Source organism: Rubripirellula amarantea (genome assembly GCF_007859865.1).
Taxonomy (GTDB): domain Bacteria; phylum Planctomycetota; class Planctomycetia; order Pirellulales; family Pirellulaceae; genus Rubripirellula; species Rubripirellula amarantea.
Genome location: NZ_SJPI01000002.1, coordinates 1127572 through 1147311 on the forward strand (window position 1 = coordinate 1127572; position 19740 = coordinate 1147311).

The 19740-nt window shown below is 56.6% G+C and carries 33 protein-coding genes; 10 read left to right on the forward strand and 23 right to left on the reverse strand.

Annotated elements, in window-relative coordinates; all coding sequences use genetic code 11:
• The first annotated feature begins 9 nt into the window (after positions 1 to 9).
• Positions 10 to 417 carry an ACT domain-containing protein gene (locus tag Pla22_RS17810; protein WP_146516116.1) on the forward strand — a complete coding sequence of 136 codons (408 nt, stop codon included), beginning with the start codon at positions 10 to 12 and terminating at the stop codon, positions 415 to 417.
• Between the two features lie 101 nt (positions 418 to 518).
• On the opposite strand, the gene Pla22_RS17815 is transcribed toward Pla22_RS17810, so the two are convergent.
• From Pla22_RS17815 to Pla22_RS17835, 6 genes are all read right to left on the reverse strand, one after another.
• Entirely contained in the window at positions 519 to 938 is a 420-nt protein-coding gene (locus Pla22_RS17815; protein ID WP_315854200.1) for a sugar O-acetyltransferase, read from the reverse strand.
• Positions 841 to 1080 carry a maltose acetyltransferase domain-containing protein gene (locus Pla22_RS25910; RefSeq protein ID WP_315854201.1) on the reverse strand — a complete coding sequence of 80 codons (240 nt, stop codon included), beginning with the start codon at positions 1078 to 1080 and terminating at the stop codon, positions 841 to 843. The genes Pla22_RS17815 and Pla22_RS25910 overlap by 98 nt, the downstream gene beginning before the upstream one ends.
• A gap of 1 nt (position 1081) precedes the next feature.
• Entirely contained in the window at positions 1082 to 1678 is a 597-nt protein-coding gene (locus Pla22_RS17820; protein WP_146516117.1) for a CIA30 family protein, read from the reverse strand.
• Between the two features lie 76 nt (positions 1679 to 1754).
• Entirely contained in the window at positions 1755 to 2075 is a 321-nt protein-coding gene (locus Pla22_RS17825; protein WP_146516118.1) for a DUF1801 domain-containing protein, read from the reverse strand.
• Positions 2076 to 2086: 11 nt separating this feature from the next.
• A complete protein-coding gene (locus tag Pla22_RS17830; protein WP_242632139.1) occupies positions 2087 to 2434 on the reverse strand; it encodes a tRNA-binding protein in 348 nt (115 codons plus the stop codon).
• Entirely contained in the window at positions 2431 to 2904 is a 474-nt protein-coding gene (locus Pla22_RS17835) for a YdeI/OmpD-associated family protein (protein ID WP_146516119.1), read from the reverse strand. The genes Pla22_RS17830 and Pla22_RS17835 overlap by 4 nt, the downstream gene beginning before the upstream one ends.
• Positions 2905 to 3004: 100 nt before the next feature.
• On the opposite strand from Pla22_RS17835, the gene Pla22_RS17840 reads away from it, so the two are divergent.
• From Pla22_RS17840 to Pla22_RS17860, 5 genes are read left to right on the forward strand one after another with little or no spacing between them, the layout of a single operon-like run.
• Complete coding sequence (locus tag Pla22_RS17840; RefSeq protein ID WP_146516120.1) at positions 3005 to 3394, forward strand: VOC family protein; 390 nt, start codon at positions 3005 to 3007, stop codon at positions 3392 to 3394.
• A gap of 5 nt (positions 3395 to 3399) precedes the next feature.
• Positions 3400 to 3894: a DUF6653 family protein gene (locus Pla22_RS17845; protein ID WP_207310406.1), complete on the forward strand. Its 495-nt coding sequence runs from the start codon at positions 3400 to 3402 to the stop codon at positions 3892 to 3894.
• 7 nt (positions 3895 to 3901) lie between these two features.
• Positions 3902 to 4261, forward strand: a complete 360-nt coding sequence (locus tag Pla22_RS17850; protein ID WP_242632140.1) for a hypothetical protein — start codon at positions 3902 to 3904, stop codon at positions 4259 to 4261.
• Complete coding sequence (locus Pla22_RS17855; protein WP_146516122.1) at positions 4258 to 4536, forward strand: TIGR03643 family protein; 279 nt, start codon at positions 4258 to 4260, stop codon at positions 4534 to 4536. Before Pla22_RS17850 ends, Pla22_RS17855 begins: the two co-directional genes overlap by 4 nt.
• A gap of 4 nt (positions 4537 to 4540) precedes the next feature.
• A complete protein-coding gene (locus tag Pla22_RS17860) occupies positions 4541 to 4732 on the forward strand; it encodes a hypothetical protein (RefSeq protein ID WP_146516123.1) in 192 nt (63 codons plus the stop codon).
• A 5-nt stretch (positions 4733 to 4737) separates the two neighbouring features.
• Here Pla22_RS17860 and Pla22_RS17865 read toward each other — a convergent pair whose 3' ends face one another.
• The 9 genes from Pla22_RS17865 to Pla22_RS17900 form a co-directional block, all read right to left on the reverse strand.
• On the reverse strand, positions 4738 to 5124 hold the full coding sequence (locus Pla22_RS17865) for a hypothetical protein (RefSeq protein ID WP_146516124.1): 387 nt from the start codon (positions 5122 to 5124) through the stop codon (positions 4738 to 4740).
• A complete protein-coding gene (locus tag Pla22_RS17870; RefSeq protein WP_146516125.1) occupies positions 5121 to 6686 on the reverse strand; it encodes a recombinase family protein in 1566 nt (521 codons plus the stop codon). The genes Pla22_RS17865 and Pla22_RS17870 overlap by 4 nt, the downstream gene beginning before the upstream one ends.
• Positions 6683 to 7159, reverse strand: coding sequence for a DUF2924 domain-containing protein (locus Pla22_RS17875; RefSeq protein ID WP_146516126.1), 477 nt, complete (start codon positions 7157 to 7159; stop codon positions 6683 to 6685). The genes Pla22_RS17870 and Pla22_RS17875 overlap by 4 nt, the downstream gene beginning before the upstream one ends.
• On the reverse strand, positions 7149 to 7286 hold the full coding sequence (locus tag Pla22_RS25335) for a hypothetical protein (RefSeq protein WP_165440727.1): 138 nt from the start codon (positions 7284 to 7286) through the stop codon (positions 7149 to 7151). The genes Pla22_RS17875 and Pla22_RS25335 overlap by 11 nt, the downstream gene beginning before the upstream one ends.
• A 164-nt stretch (positions 7287 to 7450) precedes the next feature.
• A complete protein-coding gene (locus Pla22_RS17880; protein WP_146516127.1) occupies positions 7451 to 8065 on the reverse strand; it encodes an HD domain-containing protein in 615 nt (204 codons plus the stop codon).
• The gene (locus tag Pla22_RS17885; RefSeq protein WP_146516128.1) at positions 8050 to 8775 is read right to left on the reverse strand and encodes a DNA alkylation repair protein; all 726 of its coding nucleotides are present in this window, start codon (positions 8773 to 8775) and stop codon (positions 8050 to 8052) included. The genes Pla22_RS17880 and Pla22_RS17885 overlap by 16 nt, the downstream gene beginning before the upstream one ends.
• Position 8776: 1 nt before the next feature.
• The gene (locus Pla22_RS17890; protein WP_146516129.1) at positions 8777 to 8998 is read right to left on the reverse strand and encodes a hypothetical protein; all 222 of its coding nucleotides are present in this window, start codon (positions 8996 to 8998) and stop codon (positions 8777 to 8779) included.
• Positions 8999 to 9236: 238 nt separating this feature from the next.
• On the reverse strand, positions 9237 to 9707 hold the full coding sequence (locus Pla22_RS17895; RefSeq protein WP_146516130.1) for a hypothetical protein: 471 nt from the start codon (positions 9705 to 9707) through the stop codon (positions 9237 to 9239).
• The gene (locus Pla22_RS17900; RefSeq protein WP_146516131.1) at positions 9707 to 10519 is read right to left on the reverse strand and encodes a radical SAM protein; all 813 of its coding nucleotides are present in this window, start codon (positions 10517 to 10519) and stop codon (positions 9707 to 9709) included. The genes Pla22_RS17895 and Pla22_RS17900 overlap by 1 nt, the downstream gene beginning before the upstream one ends.
• 92 nt (positions 10520 to 10611) lie before the next feature.
• On the opposite strand from Pla22_RS17900, the gene Pla22_RS17905 reads away from it, so the two are divergent.
• Positions 10612 to 11220 (forward strand): YdeI/OmpD-associated family protein, encoded by a 609-nt coding sequence (locus tag Pla22_RS17905; protein WP_146516132.1) that lies wholly within the window; start codon positions 10612 to 10614, stop codon positions 11218 to 11220.
• Position 11221: 1 nt separating this feature from the next.
• Here the strand turns inward: Pla22_RS17905 and Pla22_RS17910 are convergent, their stop codons facing one another.
• The 7 genes from Pla22_RS17910 to Pla22_RS17940 form a co-directional block, all read right to left on the reverse strand.
• Positions 11222 to 12238, reverse strand: a complete 1017-nt coding sequence (locus Pla22_RS17910) for a glycosyltransferase family protein (protein ID WP_242632141.1) — start codon at positions 12236 to 12238, stop codon at positions 11222 to 11224.
• Positions 12235 to 12948 (reverse strand): glycosyltransferase family 2 protein, encoded by a 714-nt coding sequence (locus Pla22_RS17915; protein WP_146516134.1) that lies wholly within the window; start codon positions 12946 to 12948, stop codon positions 12235 to 12237. The genes Pla22_RS17910 and Pla22_RS17915 overlap by 4 nt, the downstream gene beginning before the upstream one ends.
• 102 nt (positions 12949 to 13050) lie before the next feature.
• Positions 13051 to 13794, reverse strand: coding sequence for a glycosyltransferase family 2 protein (locus Pla22_RS17920; protein ID WP_146516135.1), 744 nt, complete (start codon positions 13792 to 13794; stop codon positions 13051 to 13053).
• Positions 13795 to 13798: 4 nt separating this feature from the next.
• Positions 13799 to 14245: a hypothetical protein gene (locus Pla22_RS17925; RefSeq protein WP_146516136.1), complete on the reverse strand. Its 447-nt coding sequence runs from the start codon at positions 14243 to 14245 to the stop codon at positions 13799 to 13801.
• Complete coding sequence (locus Pla22_RS17930) at positions 14242 to 14958, reverse strand: hypothetical protein (RefSeq protein ID WP_146516137.1); 717 nt, start codon at positions 14956 to 14958, stop codon at positions 14242 to 14244. The genes Pla22_RS17925 and Pla22_RS17930 overlap by 4 nt, the downstream gene beginning before the upstream one ends.
• Entirely contained in the window at positions 14955 to 16325 is a 1371-nt protein-coding gene (locus Pla22_RS17935; protein WP_242632142.1) for a glycosyltransferase family 25 protein, read from the reverse strand. The genes Pla22_RS17930 and Pla22_RS17935 overlap by 4 nt, the downstream gene beginning before the upstream one ends.
• Positions 16318 to 16878: a hypothetical protein gene (locus Pla22_RS17940; RefSeq protein ID WP_146516138.1), complete on the reverse strand. Its 561-nt coding sequence runs from the start codon at positions 16876 to 16878 to the stop codon at positions 16318 to 16320. The genes Pla22_RS17935 and Pla22_RS17940 overlap by 8 nt, the downstream gene beginning before the upstream one ends.
• 84 nt (positions 16879 to 16962) lie before the next feature.
• Between Pla22_RS17940 and Pla22_RS17945 the strand changes: the two genes are divergently transcribed.
• Positions 16963 to 17499, forward strand: coding sequence for a DUF1697 domain-containing protein (locus Pla22_RS17945; protein ID WP_146516139.1), 537 nt, complete (start codon positions 16963 to 16965; stop codon positions 17497 to 17499).
• A gap of 14 nt (positions 17500 to 17513) precedes the next feature.
• Here the strand turns inward: Pla22_RS17945 and Pla22_RS17950 are convergent, their stop codons facing one another.
• Positions 17514 to 18113: a hypothetical protein gene (locus Pla22_RS17950; protein ID WP_146516140.1), complete on the reverse strand. Its 600-nt coding sequence runs from the start codon at positions 18111 to 18113 to the stop codon at positions 17514 to 17516.
• A 622-nt stretch (positions 18114 to 18735) separates the two neighbouring features.
• Between Pla22_RS17950 and Pla22_RS17955 the strand changes: the two genes are divergently transcribed.
• Both Pla22_RS17955 and Pla22_RS17960 read left to right on the forward strand, forming a co-directional pair.
• Positions 18736 to 19239, forward strand: a complete 504-nt coding sequence (locus Pla22_RS17955; protein ID WP_146516141.1) for a hypothetical protein — start codon at positions 18736 to 18738, stop codon at positions 19237 to 19239.
• A 14-nt stretch (positions 19240 to 19253) separates the two neighbouring features.
• Positions 19254 to 19739, forward strand: coding sequence for a hypothetical protein (locus Pla22_RS17960; protein ID WP_146516142.1), 486 nt, complete (start codon positions 19254 to 19256; stop codon positions 19737 to 19739).
• Position 19740 lies beyond the last annotated feature (1 nt).

Here is a 19740-nt window from a genome sequence, read left to right on the forward strand (position 1 = left end):
GGAAAATAGATGAACGGCGAAGCGAATCTGCTGACATTGCTGCAAAACATGCGGCCCGAACTGCAAGATGGCGAATTTGTGTTTTGCTCATTGGAACCGGCAGTCGCGTCCGAACTATGCCTTTCCCCCATCGGACAGTTTCTTGAAGAGGAGGGTTTGACGCTGATTCTTGCGAAGGACGAATCGGACGCGAAAGGCCTCGACTTCACTTTTCCTTGCAGGAAGATCACTCTCAAAGTGCACTCCAGCCTTGAGGCGATTGGGTTCCTTGCCGTCGTCACTGAAAAGCTGGCTAAACACGGCATCAGCGTCAATGCAATCTCAGCCTACTTCCATGATCACCTTTTTGTTCCGACGGAGAAAGCTGAACACGCGATGCGTGTGTTGAGTGACGTGGTCGAGCAATCGCATCTCTAGTAGTAACGATTCGTCGAACGCTCGGTCTGCAAACGAACGACCGAAAGAATAAGCCAGCCTGAATTCGCGTGCGAGAGTATATCGACAGGCGAGCGGATTGTTCAATCAAGCCTACGAATCACCTTGGCCGGATTGCCCGCAACGACGACTTCGGGCGGCACATCTTTCGTAACCACGCTGCCGGCACCGATGACGCTGCAATCTCCGATCGTCACGCCAGGGCAGATGACCGCCTTGCCTCCGATCCATACATCGTTGCCGACCGTGACGGGCTTACCGAACTCTTGAGTTCGACGCAGTTCGGCTTCGAGCGGATGTGTTGCCGTGTAGATGTGAACGCCAGGAGCAATGAAAACATGGTTCCCGATCCGGACTTCGCAAACGTCCAGGATGACGCAATCGAAGTTGAAGTAGACCTTCTCATCAAGATAGATGTTGGTCCCGTAATCGCAGCGAAAAGGTGGTTCGAGCCAAACCGTATCTCCGCCACTGCCGAACAGTTTGCGGCAAACATCTCTCATGCGTTCGGCGTCGCCCGGTTCGGCGTGGTTCAGCGTGGTTCAGCGTGTGGATTAGCGTCCGCGCGTGCAGGCGATCGGCCGTCAGTTCTGGATCAGCCGGGTCGTAAGGTTCGCCGGCGAGCATCTTTTGCTTCTCGCTCATCTCACTGAACCATGATCGAGTCGATCAAGATCTCGAACGGTCCCGGTTTCTTGTCGCCGAGCAAAATACCGATGGATTGCACTTGGCTGGGCGTCAGCTTCATGCCGGGTATGCGGCGGCCGAAGGAGTGAGCGACGAACTGGTCGATCGGCAGTTTGACTTCCGTCCACTGGCCGGCGGTCGTGGCGAATTCCATCTGGTAGGAGAATGCCGTCCGGCGATCGGGCGTGTAGAGATTGAACGTGTAGCGACGTCCGTCGCCTTTGACTCGCAACACGATCGTCTCGCCGGGATCGAGACCGAGTGAACCGCTGGGCCGCGAGCGTACTGACGCGAACCCGCCGTTGTTTTCAAGCGACAGGTTGCCGGCGAACCGCATCGCGTCTTCACCCGTGTCCAATTTGACAATCGACGCTTGGCTGCTTGATCGCCCGCCCATGACTCCGTCGTTGACGATCTGCCACTTGGCCGCGTCACTGGACTGTGTGTCAGCAGATTGGGCAAAGTCGAACAGGCTGGTCATCGTTTGTGCTTCCGCGGCCGGTACCGTGAGGACAGCGAACAAGAGAACGGCGGCAAATCGAAAGAGCGGTTTCATGCTTGGTGATCACGGCAAGAGGATTGGGGCGGGCAGTGAACTATACCGACGAAGCAAACCAAACCTTTCGATCATCTCACAGCTTGATGGCGGCTTTGCAAAATCGCTTCACGATCTTTGCATCGACATCATCGAGGCTTTTGTACGTCAGGTGCCGCCGAAACTTGCCGCCACCTTCGAGCAAACCATCAGGATCGTCGAGGGACGAACCTTGCGCGAACGATAATTGAACGTGTGCTTTGTAGGGAAACACGCCGCAAAACTGCCCTTCCTTCTCCTCTGGTTTCAGCGTGTAAAGCGTCCCTCCGTACTTGGGGACCTTCGTCGCTTTCGGTACCGCCGCCATCACCAGCGAATCGAGCAAATCCATCAGGTTGGTCTTCTCTGCGTCGGTCATGATCTGTCTCGCTAAGCCAGTTTGGCACCGTTGGGAATTGTCTTGTCGGGCACCGCCAAGATGACTGATCCATCGTCGCGGTAGAATCCCACGATCAGGAACTCGGACATGATCGGGCCCATTTGCTTGGGCGGAAAGTTCACCACGCCAATAACTTGCCGGCCAACGAGATCCGCTTTGCTGTAGTTCACCGTGATCTGAGCACTCGTGCGTTTGACGCCAATCTCGGAACCGAAGTTGACGGTAACCTTGTATGCCGGCTTGCGAGCCTCCGGGAAATCGTCAACCGACGTGATCGTGCCCGCTCGCATGTCCACGTTTTCAAACTCTTGCCAAGTGATGATGCCTGATTCGTTCACTCGGCGTGCTCCATCAAGGTGTCGATAACTTCTTCGACGCGACGCTCACGCGTCTCAATCATCTTCGCGTTGCAGACTCGGTAGCAGAAACTGCGTCGCTTGCCGGCCGTCCAGCTGTCCCAAACTTCACGAGCGGCATCGTTGGCTTCCAATGCGTATTGCAGTTCTGTCGGTACCGTGATTGCGTCCTGGTCAGCTACCTCGAAAGCGATTGGCACCGTATCGCCCACTGTCACGCCGATCAACTTTTGAAGCTTCTTTGACACCATCAACAGCCACTTGCCACGCGTGGGTAGCAGCGCGGCCTCGATGCGAATACCAGCGATCTCACCGTCGATCCGCAAACGCTTTGACTTTCCAAACGTCAATCGCGACGTGATCGTTTCGGGGACGTAGACGACCGAGTTTTTCATCTTGCCAAATTCGTAGGTGACGATCTCGGCGTCGAAGTGGTAGGGATAGTCACTCATGGTGTTTCAAATCGTCGGCCCGTAAGTTGTACGGCGAGAGTCTAGATGATCGAACGAAGTTGCCCGAGCCCAGCGTCTAAATCACAGAGGAAAAGAGCGAATGAAACTTGGATACATCATTTTGTACGTTCCCAACGTCAGTGACGCGGTCGCGTTTTACGAAGCTGCGTTTGGTTTGAGGTGTCGCTTCACCCACGAAGGCGGCGATTATGCCGAGATGGAAACTGGCGAAACGGCGCTTGCGTTTGCGTCCGAAGAACTCGGTGACTCGCACGGGTTTGCCTACCGAAAGACGACCGCCGCCGAAGATCCCCCGAGCGTCGAATTGGCGCTGGTCACGGGCGACGTGCAATCCGCATTCGACAAAGCCATCGCGGCGGGAGCGTCTTCCGCCAAACCTCCGACGCAGCAACCGTGGGGGCAAACGGTGTCTTACGTTCGAGACGCCAACGGGTACCTGGTTGAAATCTGCTCGCCGGTGGGCGGTTGAGCCGGATGAGCAAACTCGGCCGAGCGACCGAACGCGTGATGGGGATGGACGACGCTGTCTGGGAACGTCATGCCAACCCGTGGAGCGGATGGACTCGCGTTGCCATCTCGCCGATGCTTGGACTGGCGATTTGGAGTCGTGTTTGGATCGGTTGGTGGTCGCTCATCCCGATCGCGACGATCGTTGCGTGGATTTGGATCAACCCGAGAATCTTCCCGAGACCAAAGTCACTCGACAATTGGATGTCACGCGGCGTCCTCGGCGAACGCATCTGGCTCGCGGACGAACCGGGCACCGTCGCCAACCACCATCATCGGATCATCCGAGTGCTCACCACGCTGGCAAGTCTGGGAGCGGTCGTTTTCATCGCCGGACTGGTCTGGCTGAACCTCGCAGCGACACTCAGCGGACTGGCAATCACGATGCTCGGCAAGCTTTGGTTCATCGACCGGATGGTTTGGGTTTGGTGGGAAAACCAATCAGATTCCTCGACCGAGTGAATGGATCGTGCCGATTTTCGGTTTGACGCCTATGTTTGATGAACAAAGGCACGACCGACCGCACCGCTACGAGCTTCAGGATCGCTACCTCGAGCTGACTCGCACGGAACTGCCGGCGGCGGCGAGACTGGGCAAGTGGGTTGTCACCGAGGACCACTGCTTCATGCGCATCATTCTGGATCAGCTTTTTCAGGGCTGCTGGTACGACCATCTCGATCGCCGCCTTGTCGCCTACAAACAATTGAACGACGAACAACTCACCCGAGCGATCGCGATGGGCGAGCAACTGCTCACCGGCGACATAACAACGCTGAATCGCTGGAACAACGAGAGCCTTGCATGGCGAGGCAAACAGAAACGCAAATGACCGAATCGAAAGACAACGAACTGACTCGAGGCGAGATCGACCGCATCATCATGATGGCGTGGGAGGATCGCACGAGCTTCGACGCGATCCGCACGCAGTTCGGTCTAACGCCCGGCGACGTGATCAAGCTGATGCGATCCGAGATGACCGCGAACTCGTTCAAAATGTGGCGAAAGAGAACGCACGGTCGAACCACCAAGCACGAAGCGAAGTTCGCCGAGACCGACGCCGGCGACGAGCCGCGTCGCTTCCGAGCCAAGTCGCAGCGCGGCTAACACGATGCCAAAGATCAAACGCGTCCGCACCAAACCCTGCTCGCGATGCACCGAAACGAACGACGTTCTCTACCGCGTCCGCATCGACGAAGACGGCGATTGGATCTTCGTCTGCCCGGCTTGTCTCGAAAAGGTCAAACCGGGCAACCCGCACTACCAATACGGCGGCACTTGGAAGAGCAAGAAGCGTCACTGAAACGGTCAGCCATCTTTGCCACTCTGAAGTTCTTTCCACATCCGACGTTGTTTGCTCCAGTCCATTTCCATCGCGAGTGGACGCACTTGTTTCTCGAACACCGTGTCCGAACCGTTCTCTGGTCTTGGTAGGAACAGCAACCGTTCTTGAAGGTCCGGTGCAAGCGACACCAATGCGAGAATCTGCGACACCCTCGGTTGCGAAATGCGACCGATCTCGGCGAGTTGTCGGATTCCTTTGACTTCGCCCGATCGAATCAGTTGATCGAAGCGGATCGCCAAAGCCATCACTTCGGAAACTCGCTGCACGCTACCCGGCAACGGGTCGCATTGGTCGACCTTTTTTCGGCGACGAGTTGTTTTCACGGCGACTCGGCGTTTGATCGTCTTCATACGGCGACCTCGCCCAGCGTTTCGGAATTCGCAGCGGCATCCGACAAACGATGCGTGATTGTTAACTCGCCTTGGTCGGGATCGTAAACGACGCGATCGACCAGTAGACCGATCACTTCAACACATTCCTTCGGCGTGAGCATTTTCCAAACGCGGTCAAAGTCGGACAGAATCGCGTTCAGTTCGTCGCGTGAGATCCGACGGTCATTCCACGTTGACAATTGATGCATCGCCACGGGAAGCTGAATCGTCGCCAAGTCGGTGCGATCGCTCAAGTCGCTCAGTCGGTCGTCTGCGAACCGTTCAAACGTCTCGCGTTGATTGATCCGAGTCATCTCCGCGAGGTCGCGATTCCTCTGCTCGCGGATCTGCGTGACAGTCGTTTGGAGGGTGGCTTTGTCCTTCGCCAACGACCGCTCGATGTGTTCATGAACTGTGCGTCGTAGAGTCTCGTCGGCAACGACGGCTCGGATTTCGTCCACGACTGCGGCTTCGATCATCGGTGCCGACATGGAGCCCATTTCGCAGTCGTCCCCTGATTCGTTCGGTCGTGATCGACAGATGTAGTAACGGTAGAATTGGCTTCGGTTTCGCGTCATCGAATGCTGCATGGGACGATCGCATAGCGGACAAACGATCATTCCGCGTAACAGCGCCGCATGTTTGTTGACCAATTGACGAGCCTCCGGCATGCAGTTCGCCTTGAGCCTTTCCTTCACCTGTTCAAAGATCTCGGAATCGACAATCGCTTCGTGCTGACCATCGTAAACGTTCTCCTTGTGGGTGACTTTGCCGATGTACAGTGGGTTGGTCAGCAACGCATGAACGGCACTCCTGCTGAAATCACGACCGCCGCGAAGCTTGCCTTTGCGAGTTCGCCAAGACTTTGTTTTCCAGCCCTTGGTCGCTATCGCTTGGACGACGGGACTGAGTGATCCAAGCTCCAAATACAGATCGAAAATCTCACGCACCTTTCGAGCCTCGTCCGCGTCGATCACAAGCTTAAGCGTCGGACCGCTGCGGTCGATGTCGTACCCCAGAATCGGAAAGCCGCCACACCATTGGCCCTTCTTCCGGGTCGCGGCGATCTTATCGCGGATGCGTTCGCCGATGATCTCTCGTTCAAACTGTGCGAACGACAACAGGATGTTGAGCGTCAAGCGACCCATCGAATGTGTGGTGTTGAATTGCTGCGTCACCGAAACGAACGACACGCTGTGCTTGTCGAGCGTTTCCATGATTCTTGTGAAATCCATCAACGATCGACTCAGGCGGTCGACTTTGTAAACAACGACACAATCAATCTTGCCGGCCTCGATGTCCGTGATCAATCGACGGTAGGCCGGTCGCTCAAGATTGCCACCGGTGAAACCACCGTCGTCGTATTTGGTATTCACGCAAACCCAACCTTCGGCGGCTTGGCTGGCGATGAACGCCTCCCCGGCTTCGCGTTGAGCGTCCAGCGAATTGAATTCTTGATCGAGTCCTTCCTCGGTGGATTTGCGAGTGTAGATCGCACATCGAATCGGCTTTGAAGTAGCTTGGTCAGCTTTGGAATTCATGATGCCTTCCAATTCGCGAAGAACGATTCGGCCTGTTCGCGGTCACCGCAAATTTGCATCGCGACATCGGACAGCCGAACATACCGAGTGCTTTCAAACTCGAACCCGTCGTCCATCACCATCACGCGAAAGGGTCGTCCCTGAAACGCTCCTTCGATCAAGCTACCAGGTGTTGAATCGCACCGATCGACGGATGAATTCGCAGAACGTTGATGAAGATCCGCACCGGAGTTGACGTCAGACGAAGTGGTTCGGATCGGTGCAGTGCTCGCGATCGCCTTGGCACGCAAACGAGCCTTCTTGCTCAAGCCGCCCTCCGTTCGGGCTTGCAACTTCCACGCGATCCGTCGCAATAGGAACTGCCGATTCCGACTTTGACAGCGTTCGTCGAACAGCTCTTCATAGAGAGCCGCAACTTGGCTGATCCGCGTGTCTTTAATCGCATCGAACTTCTGCCGCGCTTCAGGATTCATTCGATGATCCTTTTTGGGCCGTTTCGCCGGTGCTGGCGGGCAGGTCGACTGCAAGGTCTTTCTCTCGGTCGCGACGGATGGCTCTCGCCAGAATTGCCGCTACGGTCTCATAAGTATTTTCGTCCAAGGTGTATCCAGATCTGTTCAGTTGTCGTCGTCGCCTGTCTGAAACGTATCCAAGACAAGTGCCAACGACGTACCCTAATCAGATTGAAAGCGAGCCTTCGTTCCGAGTTTAGAAAAGGATTCAAACGACGAAAAAAGAAAGTCGAACAAGACAACGCTAACGATTTAACGGCCGTTCTCACGCATGAACTGATCCAAAAACGTTCGCATGAACGCTTCGCGGTCTCCCGCCATTCGTCGTCCCGCGTCGGTGTTCATCAACGACTTCAGCTTGAACAGCTTTTCGTGGAAGTGCCCAACACCTGTCTTCGCATCGACAGCGTCAGGTCGATAGAACGGCTGATCAAAAGCTGCACCGTACTCGATCGTCCGCACGATCCCGATCGCTCCGAGTGCATCGAGCCGATCCGCGTCTTGCACGACTTGGCCCTCCAGCGACAGCGGTTTGGCGGAGTCCCCTTTGCGGAACGAGATATTGTCGACGATGTGAGCGACATGCTCGATCAAATCATCGCCGGCACCGATGCTGCTCAGTATCTCACGAGCGAACTCGGCGCTCCGTTCCACACCGTCATGGAATTTTGCGTCGCCCACATCGTGCAGCAAAGCCGAGAGTTCCACGATCTGCAAATCGCCGCCGACTTCGGATTGAATCGCCCGAGCCGACGCCAACACTCGCAGCACATGGTCCATCCCATGCCCCGCGGCTTGGCCCGACATCCGCTCACGAACGACCGCCTCGGTTTGTTTGACAAGTTGCTGCGTCACTGATTCATCCATTTCGTTCGGTCTTCCCTCGACAACTTTTCAATCGAATAGCGAAGCATGGTTCGCGGCATCGTTTTGGCATATTTCTTCAAGAACTTCTCCAAGCGAGCCTGATCGCGCTTTCCCATTTCACGAAGCATCCATCCGATCGCCTTGTTCATCAGGTCGTGCCCGTCGTCCATCAATCGCTCGGAAAGCTCGATGATCTCCTCGAACTCGTCGTTCTTGATCAGGGAGAAAGTCGCCAAAACCGCCACGCGTCGCTCCCACAACACATCGCTCGCGGCCAGCCGATCGAGCACGTCACGCTCATCGTCTTTTTCAACCAACCAAGCCCCAAGAATCTTTGGAGCCGTCGAATCCACAATGTCCCAATTGTTCACCGCATCCAGATTCGCCAGGTAGAACTCCACAATCTCGCGGCATTCAAATTCGCAATGAGGGTTCTTCGGCTTCGCGGCGGCCTCATACTGACCGACCAGAACAAACATCCCAGTCAGCCGACACTCATGCCAAGGCGAAGCGAACAGTTTCACCAACTCATCACGCGACAAATCACGAAACTGCCGAGCCACCTTCCGCTGGTCGGGCACGACACAACCGAGAAATTGATCGCCCTCGCCGTACCCACCTGGAACCGCCTGAAAGAAACCCGGCAAGAACGCTGCCTTGTCTTCGCGAGCCACGCCGCGAAGCGTCGCAAGCACCTGCCTTGCCGTCATTTTAGCGACGACGACCAGCAGCGCGTTTCAGACCTTTGGAAATAAAGTCGAAGGCATCGGCGGGCTTTTGATCTTCGAGCACGTCGAAGAAGCACGCCAACACGCGTTTGGTTTCGGCGACGTTGATCTTGACACCATCGGTATCAGCATGGGCTGCCACCTGGTTGTAGATGTCGTTGAGATTAGAAGCCGCTTTCTTCTTCGTTGCTTTCTTCTTGGCCATAACAAAAGTCCTTGTGAAAGTTGTGAACACTGCCTTGAGCCAGTGTTTGTAACCTCCAAAGGACTCAGTTGAAATGATGCGTGAATATCGAACGGAGTTCAGCTCACGCCGGTGGATACTATCGGCAAACTGTATCCGTCATCACGCAATTCGCCATCACCAACGATGCCCGCCACGAAAAACGGCCGCATTGGATTGTCCAATGCAGCCGTGGCGTGAATTCAGTTGTTGTTGACGATTAATCTTCGTCGTCTTCGTGCGTCGGTGGCCAGTCGTCGAGGATGCCGGGGTAGCTGGGCCAGTCTTCGCCCCAGTCGCCGGGATGCACGACCGGGTAGTCTGGCATGCCGGGGTACGCGCTGCCGGGGTGACCGGGCGGCAGGTTGTCGGGGTAAGAGTGACCCGGCGGCAAATGATAAGGATGGTCCGGCGGGAGTCGCGGCCAGATATGTGGTGGCAACGGGGATTCGATCACGACTGGTTCCTCCGGTCGCGGCGGCCAGTCGTAGTCGTCCGGCCACCAGGGTGGACGCGGGCCAGGATCGGGTGTGCCCGGTGGATAGTCGTCGGGCCAAATCGGCGGTGGTGGTTCGGGCGGTGGCGTCAGGATAATCGGGCCATCGGGCTCGTACGGTGGATCGTCGCCCGGCGGATCAAACGGAGGGACGAACGGGTACGGCGGCATGTCGGGTTCGTAGGGTCCGGGCATTATTCGGCAGTCCTTTGCAGCGGGTTGGGGTGGACGAAGGCGGTGCGGTTGCTCGGGCAGAGTCCGCACTGCGGGATGGCTTTGGTTTTGATGAACGTGCGAAGTTCATCGTCGGTGTCGGTCGCGGCAATCGCTTTGTAGTCGCGGAAGAGTTGCCACTGTGGGAGATCGTGCAGGTCAAGCTTGGCTTTGAGTTGAGCGAAGTACGCCAGTGCGGGGCACTTCCACAACATGCCGCGATAAAGTTGCGTGCAAGTCTTCTGCATGCAGACCTTGAACGCGGCATCCGGATTGGAATCGAACGGCATCGGTTTGCCGTCTTCGACGTTGTATTGCCGCATCCAACCGCGATGTGATTGGCGGATCTTGATCTGAATGCCGGGATGCTCTTCTCGCCATTTCCAGACGAGTCGCTTCACCTCGCGGAATCGTTTGACGTAGTCGTCGTGCGTTCCGTGTTGGCTGACTTCGAGCCGGCAGTTGGTGTCGACTAGAACCGCTGGCAACTTTGGGAAGCGATGAAGAAAGAATCCGTTGGTGACCAGCATTAGGTTGCTGTCGGACCAGTGCTTCCGCGCCAGCTTGATGTGCTCGATGATTTGCGGGTTCAGCAGCGGTTCGCCGCCGAGCAACGCGAACCGTCGTGGCTTCAGGCGATGTGACCACTTCGCGTAATCGGCCTCGGCGTCTTCCACGGTCGGCAACTTGCCGGCGACGTGGAAGTTCGAATAGTGGCTGCATTGTTGGCACGACAGGTTGCAACCGTGGGCGATGTGATACTCAAGAGCCGGCAGCGGCAAGCGTCGATCCATCGACAACGTCCTTTGATTGTGTTCTATGGTTTTGTCTGCGGTACAGGTACACTCTGGTTTTCGATCAATTGCATGTTTATCCAAAAAACCTGATGCCCACGCCTGACCCGAAGAAAACCAAGAGCTTCACAAGTCCAGAGAAACTCGGGCGATGGTTGGAAAAGAACCATGAAGCCGAAGACGAACTTTGGGTGCAGGTGTTCAAGAAGAAAACAGGTGAACCAAGTGTGACATGGGCGGAGATCGTTTTTGAAACTTTGTGCTGGGGTTGGATCGACGGAATGAAAAAGTCCGTCGATGACAAGACTTACTTGCAGCGGATCACTCCGCGAAAGAAGCGAAGCAGTTGGTCAAAGCGGAATTGTGAACATGCTGAGCAATTGATCCGTGAAGGACGGATGCGGGAAGCGGGACTTGAGCAAGTTAAGCTGGCAAAGGCGGACGGCCGTTGGGAGAACGCTTACGCTCCGGCAAGCGAGTCTGAAGTGCCCTCGGATTTTGTTTCTGCCGTCAACCGAAAGCCGAAAGCAAAACGATTCTTCGAATCGCTCAATAAGTCAAGTCGATATGCAATCACCTACGGACTGACGACCGCCAAAAAGCCAGAAACGAGGCAGCGGCGGTTTGAAAAGTTCATGGAGATGCTTCTGCGAGAGGAAGAACCCGGCTTCGGATTCAAGAAGAAGACTAAAAAGGACTAAGTCAGACGCCAGCAGCTTCAGTTTGTCGACCGACTCGCAGCTTGAATCGTCTTGCGTTCACGCCAAGGCGAAGCAGGAACCGCGTGAGAACGAGATGCGAAGACGCGGTCTCGGCGTGACTGATCATCCGTTGTTCGATGCGATGCGGTTCGTGCGACCAATCGCCGGTCACGACCAGGTCTGAATAGACCGCCAGTAAGTTCGCCGCGTGTCGCGGAGTGAACACCGGGCCGATGTCGTACTGGGCCGGTGGTTGCTTGACCCACTCGCGGATCAGAGTTTTGGCTTTGGCATCGCCGGGGAACGGTAACTCGGGCGGATCGAATCGTCGCCATCGGCACGTCTTCATGTACGGCTTGCTCTTGCCGATGAAGTGGTAGATGTACGACTGCATCACCGGATTGGCGGCCCAGTCTGGATTCTGCTGGACGCTGACGTTGAAGTCGCCCGGCAGGAAGTTGATATAGCCGGCGTGATCGTTGAATAACTGGTTGATGATTAATGATTCGTCGGTCGCTTGATCGCTGGCTCCCCACGTTGGAATCAAGTGCCGGATGATGCGGTCAAACATTGGTTCGTACATCGCGGTTTCGTACAGGTACAAACCGCCGTTGGGATGCAGCCAAGTGAACGCGGGCTGCAGACCACAACGTGTCGCCCAGATCTCGTGGGCGCGACGTTGCCAACCACCATCGTCGATGCGGTTGAGAGCACATTGTCGCTCGGCAACCAAGCCAAATTGCTTGGGTCCGACCAAGTCGAACGGTGACGGGCAATCCGACCGGATCAGCATGTCGTTATCGAGTTGCAAAACATGGGCATCGCCAAACATACGCCTCACATGTTTGCAGACAAACATCTTCTGCCAGAACGGGTGGACCGGATGCAGGTTATGCTCGATCCACACCAGTTCCGCTCCCCAGCGTTCCGCCGCGGACTCGTAGCTCGCCCGGACGTTGTTCGTCGCTTTGCGTGGAGCTAGGTCCAACATTGCGATGACTTTGGTTGGCGTATTCATTTCCATACGACTCTTTCCAATCCGTGTTTGCGAAGGCTGGCTTTGAGGAACTCGGGACGCCGGCGAACGTAGCCCGGTGGGTCGACGTGTTCATGCTTGAATGAATGTTCGATGTCACACGTGACATTGACCCCGGCGAGTTTGCAACGCCAAAAGAAGTCCCAGTGCTCTTCGACCTTTAGCGATTCGTCCCAGCGGATCGCTTGCAGGATGTCGCGGTAGGCAACGAAGCAATTTCCGACGTAGTGGCACCAACGAATCGAACCGCGACGCTTGTAGTTGCCGTGCGGGATGCGAAGCGTCTTGTTCGCGACGCTCATCATCTTGGGACGTTCTTGTTGGTTGCTCAGAGCCGCCAGCAAGTCGATGTCATGATGGCGATTCAGCTTGCTGACCAATGCCGGCAGTCGTGTCTCCGCCGTCACCAAATGATCGTCATCGGTAAACACTACGATCGGCGTGTCGCCGGCGTCTAGCAATTGGTTTCGGCCAGCCGACAGGCCAATGTCGTAGTCGGTCTCGATCAGCCGATCGACCAACGCCGCTTCATCGGGGCAATTCGTCGAGAATCGCAACTCGGGCCGGCCGTCATCAATCACATGGATTCGCGGTCGGTCATCGCCATAGTGTTGGTGGATGCTGCGAATGAGTGCCGCACAACATTGCGGGCGATGGATCGTCTTGATGCAAAAGGTGACATCATTTCGCATATCGCCATTCCTGTTTCTTTTGATAATATCTGGCTGTGAGGCGTGGTTTGAGCATGCACTGTCCTGCCCCGACGGTTCGCTCGCCGCGCCTCACCTTCTGTTTCACGCACGAACAACACCTCCGCCGGGGAATCGCATCGAATGGAAACCGTGTTTGCGAAGCCCCATCGAACGGTACTTCGCTCGCTTGCGAAGCCGCCGGTAGTCTTCGGATTCGACGTGAGCGTGTTTGACGAAGCAATCGCCGGCGACCGCGACTTTCAATTCCGCGAGCTTGGCTCGATAGAAGAACTCCCAGTGCTCAAAAGTCTTGATCGCTTCGTCCCATCGCAGCGCACGGATGGTCTTGGTGCGAGCGAGGAAAGCGTTCGATGACATATCGCACCAAGCGACGTAACCGTTGCGGCGAGTCTCGCCACGGTGGATCCAAATCCGTTGGCCGTTCATCAGCTTGGAGAGCATCGTCGGCCGGCCGCCGGAGCCTTGGCGAACGCCGAGGATGTCGATGTCGTTCTTGTCAAACCGATCGCAAAGTCGATCGAGGTTGAGGTTCTCGGTAATGACATGATCATCATCGAGAAGGAACATGTAGTCAGTCTTAACCGCATCGACGGCGATGTTCCGCCCAATCCCGACGCCGACATCGGTTTGCTCGGGATGAATCACGGTACATTGCGACGCCGTTTCGGGATACTTCGATAGGAACCGACGTACTGGCCGCCCGTCGTCGACCACGATGATCTTTGGATAGCTGATGTGTTTGCTAAGCGATTCAACTAGCCGATGACAGGACCAGGGACGATGGATCGTCTTGATGCAAAACGTGATGTCGGGGATTTTGATCATAGCTTCACCAGATGTTTAGGATTTGCCGACCGATTCTCATTACGTGTCGATAATCCTTTGGTCGGCCAGCATGCAGTTTGCTTCGCAGCAACACTTTCACCGGCGGCAATCGTCCGTAGCGAGACTGCGTTGACAACCAATACAGAGGATCGAAGTCTGCGTCGGTGTGGCCGCTCGGTCGGCTGATGATGTCCATGTGCGGCGTGCAAAAAATCCGAGCGGACTGGCACGGTGGATCGGCTTCTGGATGATCGCGAAACAAGATCTCGTGCGGCCCGGCAATCTCGCGCACCGCGTCTTTCCAACCTTCGATACCCAAGGACGGATCGAGCCAAAGATCGGTGTCTGGATTGCCAAAGCTGAACCCGTGAACCTGCAACGCGAACGTGCCGAACAACAGGTAGCGTGCTCGAATGCGACCAAGCACACCGCGAACGTCAGAACTGATCATCGAACAACGTCTCCATGGTTTTCAGCGACGCCGGTTTCCCACCAACGCTTAAGTAATTCTTCCGGCACCGATCCATCGGACTGAACCAACCGCAGAACGTGCCGATGGTGCGTGATGCGAATGGTTGAGTAATTGCGGACTTGCGAGCGATCGCGGCAGTTCCATTCCGCCGGCAAGACGAATGAGGGGACGGCGTGCAAAAGCAACGACCGCGTTAGCAAAATTTCATCGTTGCCTCCGTGGTAGCGTCGTCGCCAAAATGCCAATGCATCGAGGACGCGTTGGCACTTGCGAAGCATGACGACGCCCGAGTTCATCGAAGGCACGCCGCAGATGCGAGTCTTGTCGCACCGCCGCGAAATACCATGAACGTAGGCGGCCTCGTAGCCGAAACGGTCTGTCAACAAGCCAGCGGGGTCGATCGCCGATGGATGTAAAACGACCGTGTCAGCATCGAGGTAGACCGTGCGATCAAACGGCAACCAAGGAATGAACCGTGGCTTGACGTGGTAGCCGCCCGTTGCCGACACGTCGAAGCGGTACTCGACCCTTGGGCACGCATCGGCCGGCTGGTTGGTGAACAACGCAATCGGCACGTCCGGGCAATGATGCCGCAACGATGCGATGGACCGGCGAAGTTGCCACAGAGACTTGCCGCCGATTGCGATGTACATCACGCCTAGACTCTCGGTTGGCTTCGGGTGGTTGCTCATCCGTGCTTGCGTAGGTCCGGATTGACGTGGTCGATGGCAGACGCGATCTCTTCTTCGGTGGGTTCAATGCCGAGGAAGTCGATCAGGTTCTTGATGACTTCTTCGGGATACGTCACCAGTTCGGCGAAGTCGATCCGGAAGACTGGCACGTCCGGATGCGCGGCGATGAAAGCGTTCCGGTGATCGAGCAGGCTGCGTTGGAGTTGTTCACATTGCTCGTCGGTCGCGGCGAACCATTGGCCTCGGTGTTTTTCGCTGCGCGATTGCAATGATCGAATCGAAGCTTCGATGTCTCGATCGACACTGACGATTCGGAGGGAACTGCTGAGACCCTGGTGCAGGTGTTCAACAAAGCGGCAGAGATGCGGGTACTTGGCTCCGGCGACGGTTTTGTCGCGGTTCGCTTCGGCTTTGCGGGTGACGATCCAGGATTTCAGTTTCTGCGTCAGCTGTTCGTCCGACATGACGGGATCGACGGCCGGGAAACGCATCGCCTTTTCGCAAAGTTGGGCTAGGCCGACCGCTTCCCCGCCACCGGTGGATTCGTAGCCGGAAAGTTGGTTGCCCATGTGAACACCGAGGTGATGCATGACCATCGCGACACAGGACGTGCCCGATCGGTGAGGGCCGAGGACTGCGAAGAATGGGGCGTCACTGTGATCGGCGTTGCGGGCGTCGTTGAAGAAGCGGGTTTGTTCCCACTTGCGTCCGCAGATGTTGGACTTCGTTGGCAATTGTCCGACAAGCCAACGATCCGGCGTGTAGACAGCGATGGATTCCTTGTCGACGTTTTTGCCTTGGACCAAAGCCTGATAGCGACGTTGCGTCAGGCGTCCGAGGTGGTGGTCGATGTGGTGCTTGGTGTGCCAATCGTTCCAGTGCAGGTGCCGATACAGCGCCTTCATGTTCTCGCGTCCGCGGACCATGAAAGCATGGGTGCGGTTCACGTTGTAAGGTCGGTAAACGCGGTCGCTGATTCGTTGCGGCGGATGCTTGCCGGCATAGAGATGCTGCCCGCCGAGATAGGCCAGTCCCCAATCGGCCGGTAGTTCGTCGACGTAGGCTTGGACGGCTTCGGGGAAGTCTTCGACGAAGCCCGCGTCGTCTTCAAAGACGACATAGCTGTCGATGCCTTCGAGCAAACACTTTTCCAAGATCAAGCAATGCGAACGGTAGCAGCCCCACGCTCCGTTGCCGGCTTTCCATTGCGGTGGCGTCGCGCATCGTCGGCCGTCGATCGCGGCGAACCGTTCGGGTTGCGGGAACGGCCATGGCTCGGGGAGTTGGCCGAGCCAATCTTTCAAGCGATCGTCGCGGCGGTCGAGATTGATCAGGAAGCAGCGTTCCACGATTTTGTTTTCACGCACGATCGTCGTCGTCCTCTGGCTCGGGTGCCCCGTCGGGGAATTTGCGTTGGAACTTTCGGATGGCGGTTTGGACGAGTGACTTGGCGACAACGCGGGTAAACCTTCCATGGGGCATGCCTCGGGCTTCGGCTTCTTCGAGAAGCCAATCGGTGATGGTGTCAATGTTTCGGTGGCATCCTTCGACGCCCCAGTCGTTCATCGTTTCGACGCGGGACTCGCAGTTGCACGAGTCGGATGGCTTTGCGAACCACGCGAGCATCTTCTTGAGTTCATTGCCGGGGCCAGGACGGAAGTCAGCGATTTTCAAAGTCGCCGGCATCTCGTCGCGATCCGGCAGGTAGTTCGCCAGCATCGCTTCGAGTTCGACGACGTTCTGTTTGCGACGCCGTCGATTGACCAACGCCATCCCGATCGTGACGACGTTAATCGCTCGCGGATTGGTTTCGTTCTGGCACGCGTTGCAGGCCGCCGGCGATGTTCGCACGGTGCAACCGGCCATGCCGGCGGCAACCTCGCATTGGTTGTCGCCGCCGAGGTGTGGGCAATGGATCATGCACGATCGCCAGCTGGCTTGTTACATTGTGGTGTCAAACTCGAAGCACAATCCCCGACTGCAACCCTTCCTAAATTCCATCGCATGACAACTTGGATCGCTCTCTTTCGTGGCATCAATGTCGGCGGCAAGAACAAGATGCCGATGACGAAGTTGAAAGCGACGCTGGAATCCGCCGGACTGAAAGATGTTCGCACCTACATCCAAAGCGGCAATGTTGTTTTTGAGTCTTCGCTGAAGTCGAAGAAATCGCTCGCGACGAGAATCCTTGATCCTGTTGAATCCGAGTTTGGTTTTCGCCCGCCGTTGATGCTTCTAACGAACGCCGAGCTGAAAGAAGCGATGCGAGTCAGCCCTTTCCAAGTTGCCGAGACCGAGGGGAAGACGCTGCACTTTTTCTTCATGGATGAAGATCCGAAGTCACCCGACTTGGCTTCGATTGCTGAGCTGGCGGTCGAATCGGAGTCACACGCTCTGGTGGGTTCTGTCTTCTACCTTTGCGCTCCCGCGGGTATTGGTCGATCGAAACTTGCCGCAGCTGCCGAGAGGAAGTTGGGTGTGCCGGCGACCGCGAGGAATTTCAACACCGTCAGCGAACTGAACAAGATGGCCGACAGCTAATGTCGACTACTTTTCTATGCCGACACGGTAACTATCTCGCCGTCATAGGAACCGCTGCTCGATGGCGGGTCGCCCGCGTCATCGCAGTCGCTGCCTTGCAGTTCCCAACCGCAGGACCAAATCCAGGTCGACTCGCATGCGTCGGATGAGCCTTCGCTGGATTCCCCATCGGACGGCTCCTCTTCGGAGCCGTCGGTGGATGGTGGTTCTTCGGAACCTCCGCCGCTGTCGCCGCCCGATGTGTCATTGCTTCCGTCGCCGGAGTCTTCACCGCTTTCGGGTTCAGAACCTTCACCGCTGCCGGAGCCACTTCCGCCACCGCCAGAATCTTCGCCGTCGGATCCGCCACCGGAGTCGCCCGAGTCTTCGCTGCGGTCTGAGTCTGAATCGACGGAATCGTCACTGGCATCTGATCCCGAGTCGTCGCTCGTGTTGGATGATCCGTCGATGCCGGAATCGTCATCGGAGTCCGATTCGTCATCTGATTGCGACTCGTCTTCGGATCCCGAATCATCTGATGTTGATGCATCTGAGACGGAATCGTCTGACGTTGAATCGTCCGAATCGGATCCGTCCGAAGTCGAATCGTGCGATGATGGTGATCCGTCCCACACCGAGTAGCTCGGATCGTCGACCGAGCCGCTTCCATCATCCGACGTGCTTTGGTCGGATGTGTCACTATCCGATCCGCTCTCCGATTGCGTTGAGTCAGAGCCGGAATCGGATGGCGTCGATTCGCTGGATGGCGAACCATCTGAGACGGAACTGTCACTGGCATCGGATGAATGGTGACTCGATGAGGACCATGAATCGTCGACGGTTGAATACGACGGGCTGCCCGATCCGCTGGGTGGTTCGGACGATTCAGAATCAGATGGTGTTGATTCGGAGCCGGAATCAGATTGAGAGTCACTTGATGGCGATCCATCCGATACCGAACTACCGCTGCTGTCAGATGGACTGCCAGACGACGGTGATCCGCTGGAGCTTGAATCGGTGACTGTCGAATAGGAATCGTCGGAAGTTGATGCAGACGATGTCGAGGGATCGCTGGCCGATGAATCGGAAACGCTCGATGATTGGGCGGACGAGTCGCTCGATGATGAATCCTCGACTGATGATGAACTTGGGCTTCCGGACGAGGATGGGTTGCTGGATGAACTGCTGCTCGATGAATCCGTGACCGTTGAGTAGGAACTGGAACTCGGCGTTGCGGACGAGGATGATTCGGACGGCGTGCTGCTGGATGAATCCGAGACGCTTGATGACTTACTAGATGACGAGTCCGATACGCTTGATGACTTGCTCGACGATGAGTCGCTGACCGAGGATGAACTCGGTGACGATGACTGGCTGCTAGAAGACGACGAGGGCGAAGTAGACGAACTGCTCGACGAAGGGATGGACGACGAGCTTGGGGACGAACTGCTCGAAGGTGAAGAAGAACTGGGCGATGATGAGCTTGGTGATGTCGATGAACTTGATGGTGAGCTGCTGGAACTGGACGATGAGAGGCTCGAACTGGAATTGCTGATCGACGAGATACTTGACGAACTGCTGCTTGGTGATGAACTGCTGCTACTTGATGACGGGCTGCTCGATGACGACGAAGAGGGACTGCTCGACGATGAATACGACGAGCTTGACGAGGACGAGACGCTGGATGACGAACTTCCCGACGATGAAGATGAGCTCGATGAACTGCTTCCGTCGCAGCACCGGCATCCGATCGTCACATAGCTGCCGGTGTCCTCGTGGAAGTGGCAGATGATCTGTTGCGACGCGAGCAAGGCGTAGTCGCAGACGTTGTAGACCGAGACTCGGACGCCGAGCGGTCGCCAGCGTGCTCCGTCGAAACGCAGTTCGCGGGCGGTGCCCCAGGACTTGGCCTTGAGTCGCTTGGTTGGTTTGCAAAGCAGCGTTTGCTTCGGCGGGTCGATGACCCAGGAACGGTGGCCATCAAAGTTGACGACGAGATATTGATCTTCGCCGCTGCCTTCGATCGGGCCACGGATGCGCTGAGCCGAATGGTTGCGAGCGGTGATGCGAACCACGCCGCCCGCAGGATCATCGACCGGTTTGATCTCACCGTCTTTGTCCAACTCGAACAGGTCGCAATCGGCGCTGCCGGTTCGCATCCCACGCCGGGCTGCGATTCCGCCGGATGGGACTTTGACGAGGTAGACCAGATCGGCGGGCCGGCCGACTCGGACGACCGCCCATTGTCGGCCAGTCTTTGAT

Coding starts and splice junctions, on each gene's coding strand:
- Pla22_RS17835 (WP_146516119.1), bottom strand. CDS start 2,904: ATGAGTGACTATCCCTACCACTTCGACGCCGAGATCGTCACCTACGAA.
- Pla22_RS25910 (WP_315854201.1), bottom strand. CDS start 1,080: ATGAGCGAGAAGCAAAAGATGCTCGCCGGCGAACCTTACGACCCGGCT.
- Pla22_RS17875 (WP_146516126.1), bottom strand. CDS start 7,159: ATGAATCCTGAAGCGCGGCAGAAGTTCGATGCGATTAAAGACACGCGG.
- Pla22_RS17810 (WP_146516116.1), top strand. CDS start 10: ATGAACGGCGAAGCGAATCTGCTGACATTGCTGCAAAACATGCGGCCC.
- Pla22_RS17870 (WP_146516125.1), bottom strand. CDS start 6,686: ATGAATTCCAAAGCTGACCAAGCTACTTCAAAGCCGATTCGATGTGCG.
- Pla22_RS17860 (WP_146516123.1), top strand. CDS start 4,541: ATGCCAAAGATCAAACGCGTCCGCACCAAACCCTGCTCGCGATGCACC.
- Pla22_RS17895 (WP_146516130.1), bottom strand. CDS start 9,707: ATGCCCGGACCCTACGAACCCGACATGCCGCCGTACCCGTTCGTCCCT.
- Pla22_RS17840 (WP_146516120.1), top strand. CDS start 3,005: ATGAAACTTGGATACATCATTTTGTACGTTCCCAACGTCAGTGACGCG.
- Pla22_RS17915 (WP_146516134.1), bottom strand. CDS start 12,948: ATGCGAAATGATGTCACCTTTTGCATCAAGACGATCCATCGCCCGCAA.
- Pla22_RS17945 (WP_146516139.1), top strand. CDS start 16,963: ATGACAACTTGGATCGCTCTCTTTCGTGGCATCAATGTCGGCGGCAAG.
- Pla22_RS17930 (WP_146516137.1), bottom strand. CDS start 14,958: ATGAGCAACCACCCGAAGCCAACCGAGAGTCTAGGCGTGATGTACATC.
- Pla22_RS17880 (WP_146516127.1), bottom strand. CDS start 8,065: ATGGATGAATCAGTGACGCAGCAACTTGTCAAACAAACCGAGGCGGTC.
- Pla22_RS17885 (WP_146516128.1), bottom strand. CDS start 8,775: ATGACGGCAAGGCAGGTGCTTGCGACGCTTCGCGGCGTGGCTCGCGAA.
- Pla22_RS17910 (WP_242632141.1), bottom strand. CDS start 12,238: ATGAATACGCCAACCAAAGTCATCGCAATGTTGGACCTAGCTCCACGC.
- Pla22_RS17815 (WP_315854200.1), bottom strand. CDS start 938: ATGAGAGATGTTTGCCGCAAACTGTTCGGCAGTGGCGGAGATACGGTT.
- Pla22_RS17855 (WP_146516122.1), top strand. CDS start 4,258: ATGACCGAATCGAAAGACAACGAACTGACTCGAGGCGAGATCGACCGC.
- Pla22_RS17825 (WP_146516118.1), bottom strand. CDS start 2,075: ATGACCGACGCAGAGAAGACCAACCTGATGGATTTGCTCGATTCGCTG.
- Pla22_RS17845 (WP_207310406.1), top strand. CDS start 3,400: ATGAGCAAACTCGGCCGAGCGACCGAACGCGTGATGGGGATGGACGAC.
- Pla22_RS17865 (WP_146516124.1), bottom strand. CDS start 5,124: ATGAAGACGATCAAACGCCGAGTCGCCGTGAAAACAACTCGTCGCCGA.
- Pla22_RS17925 (WP_146516136.1), bottom strand. CDS start 14,245: ATGATCAGTTCTGACGTTCGCGGTGTGCTTGGTCGCATTCGAGCACGC.
- Pla22_RS17905 (WP_146516132.1), top strand. CDS start 10,612: ATGCCCACGCCTGACCCGAAGAAAACCAAGAGCTTCACAAGTCCAGAG.
- Pla22_RS17940 (WP_146516138.1), bottom strand. CDS start 16,878: ATGATCCATTGCCCACACCTCGGCGGCGACAACCAATGCGAGGTTGCC.
- Pla22_RS17920 (WP_146516135.1), bottom strand. CDS start 13,794: ATGATCAAAATCCCCGACATCACGTTTTGCATCAAGACGATCCATCGT.
- Pla22_RS17820 (WP_146516117.1), bottom strand. CDS start 1,678: ATGAAACCGCTCTTTCGATTTGCCGCCGTTCTCTTGTTCGCTGTCCTC.
- Pla22_RS17890 (WP_146516129.1), bottom strand. CDS start 8,998: ATGGCCAAGAAGAAAGCAACGAAGAAGAAAGCGGCTTCTAATCTCAAC.
- Pla22_RS17900 (WP_146516131.1), bottom strand. CDS start 10,519: ATGGATCGACGCTTGCCGCTGCCGGCTCTTGAGTATCACATCGCCCAC.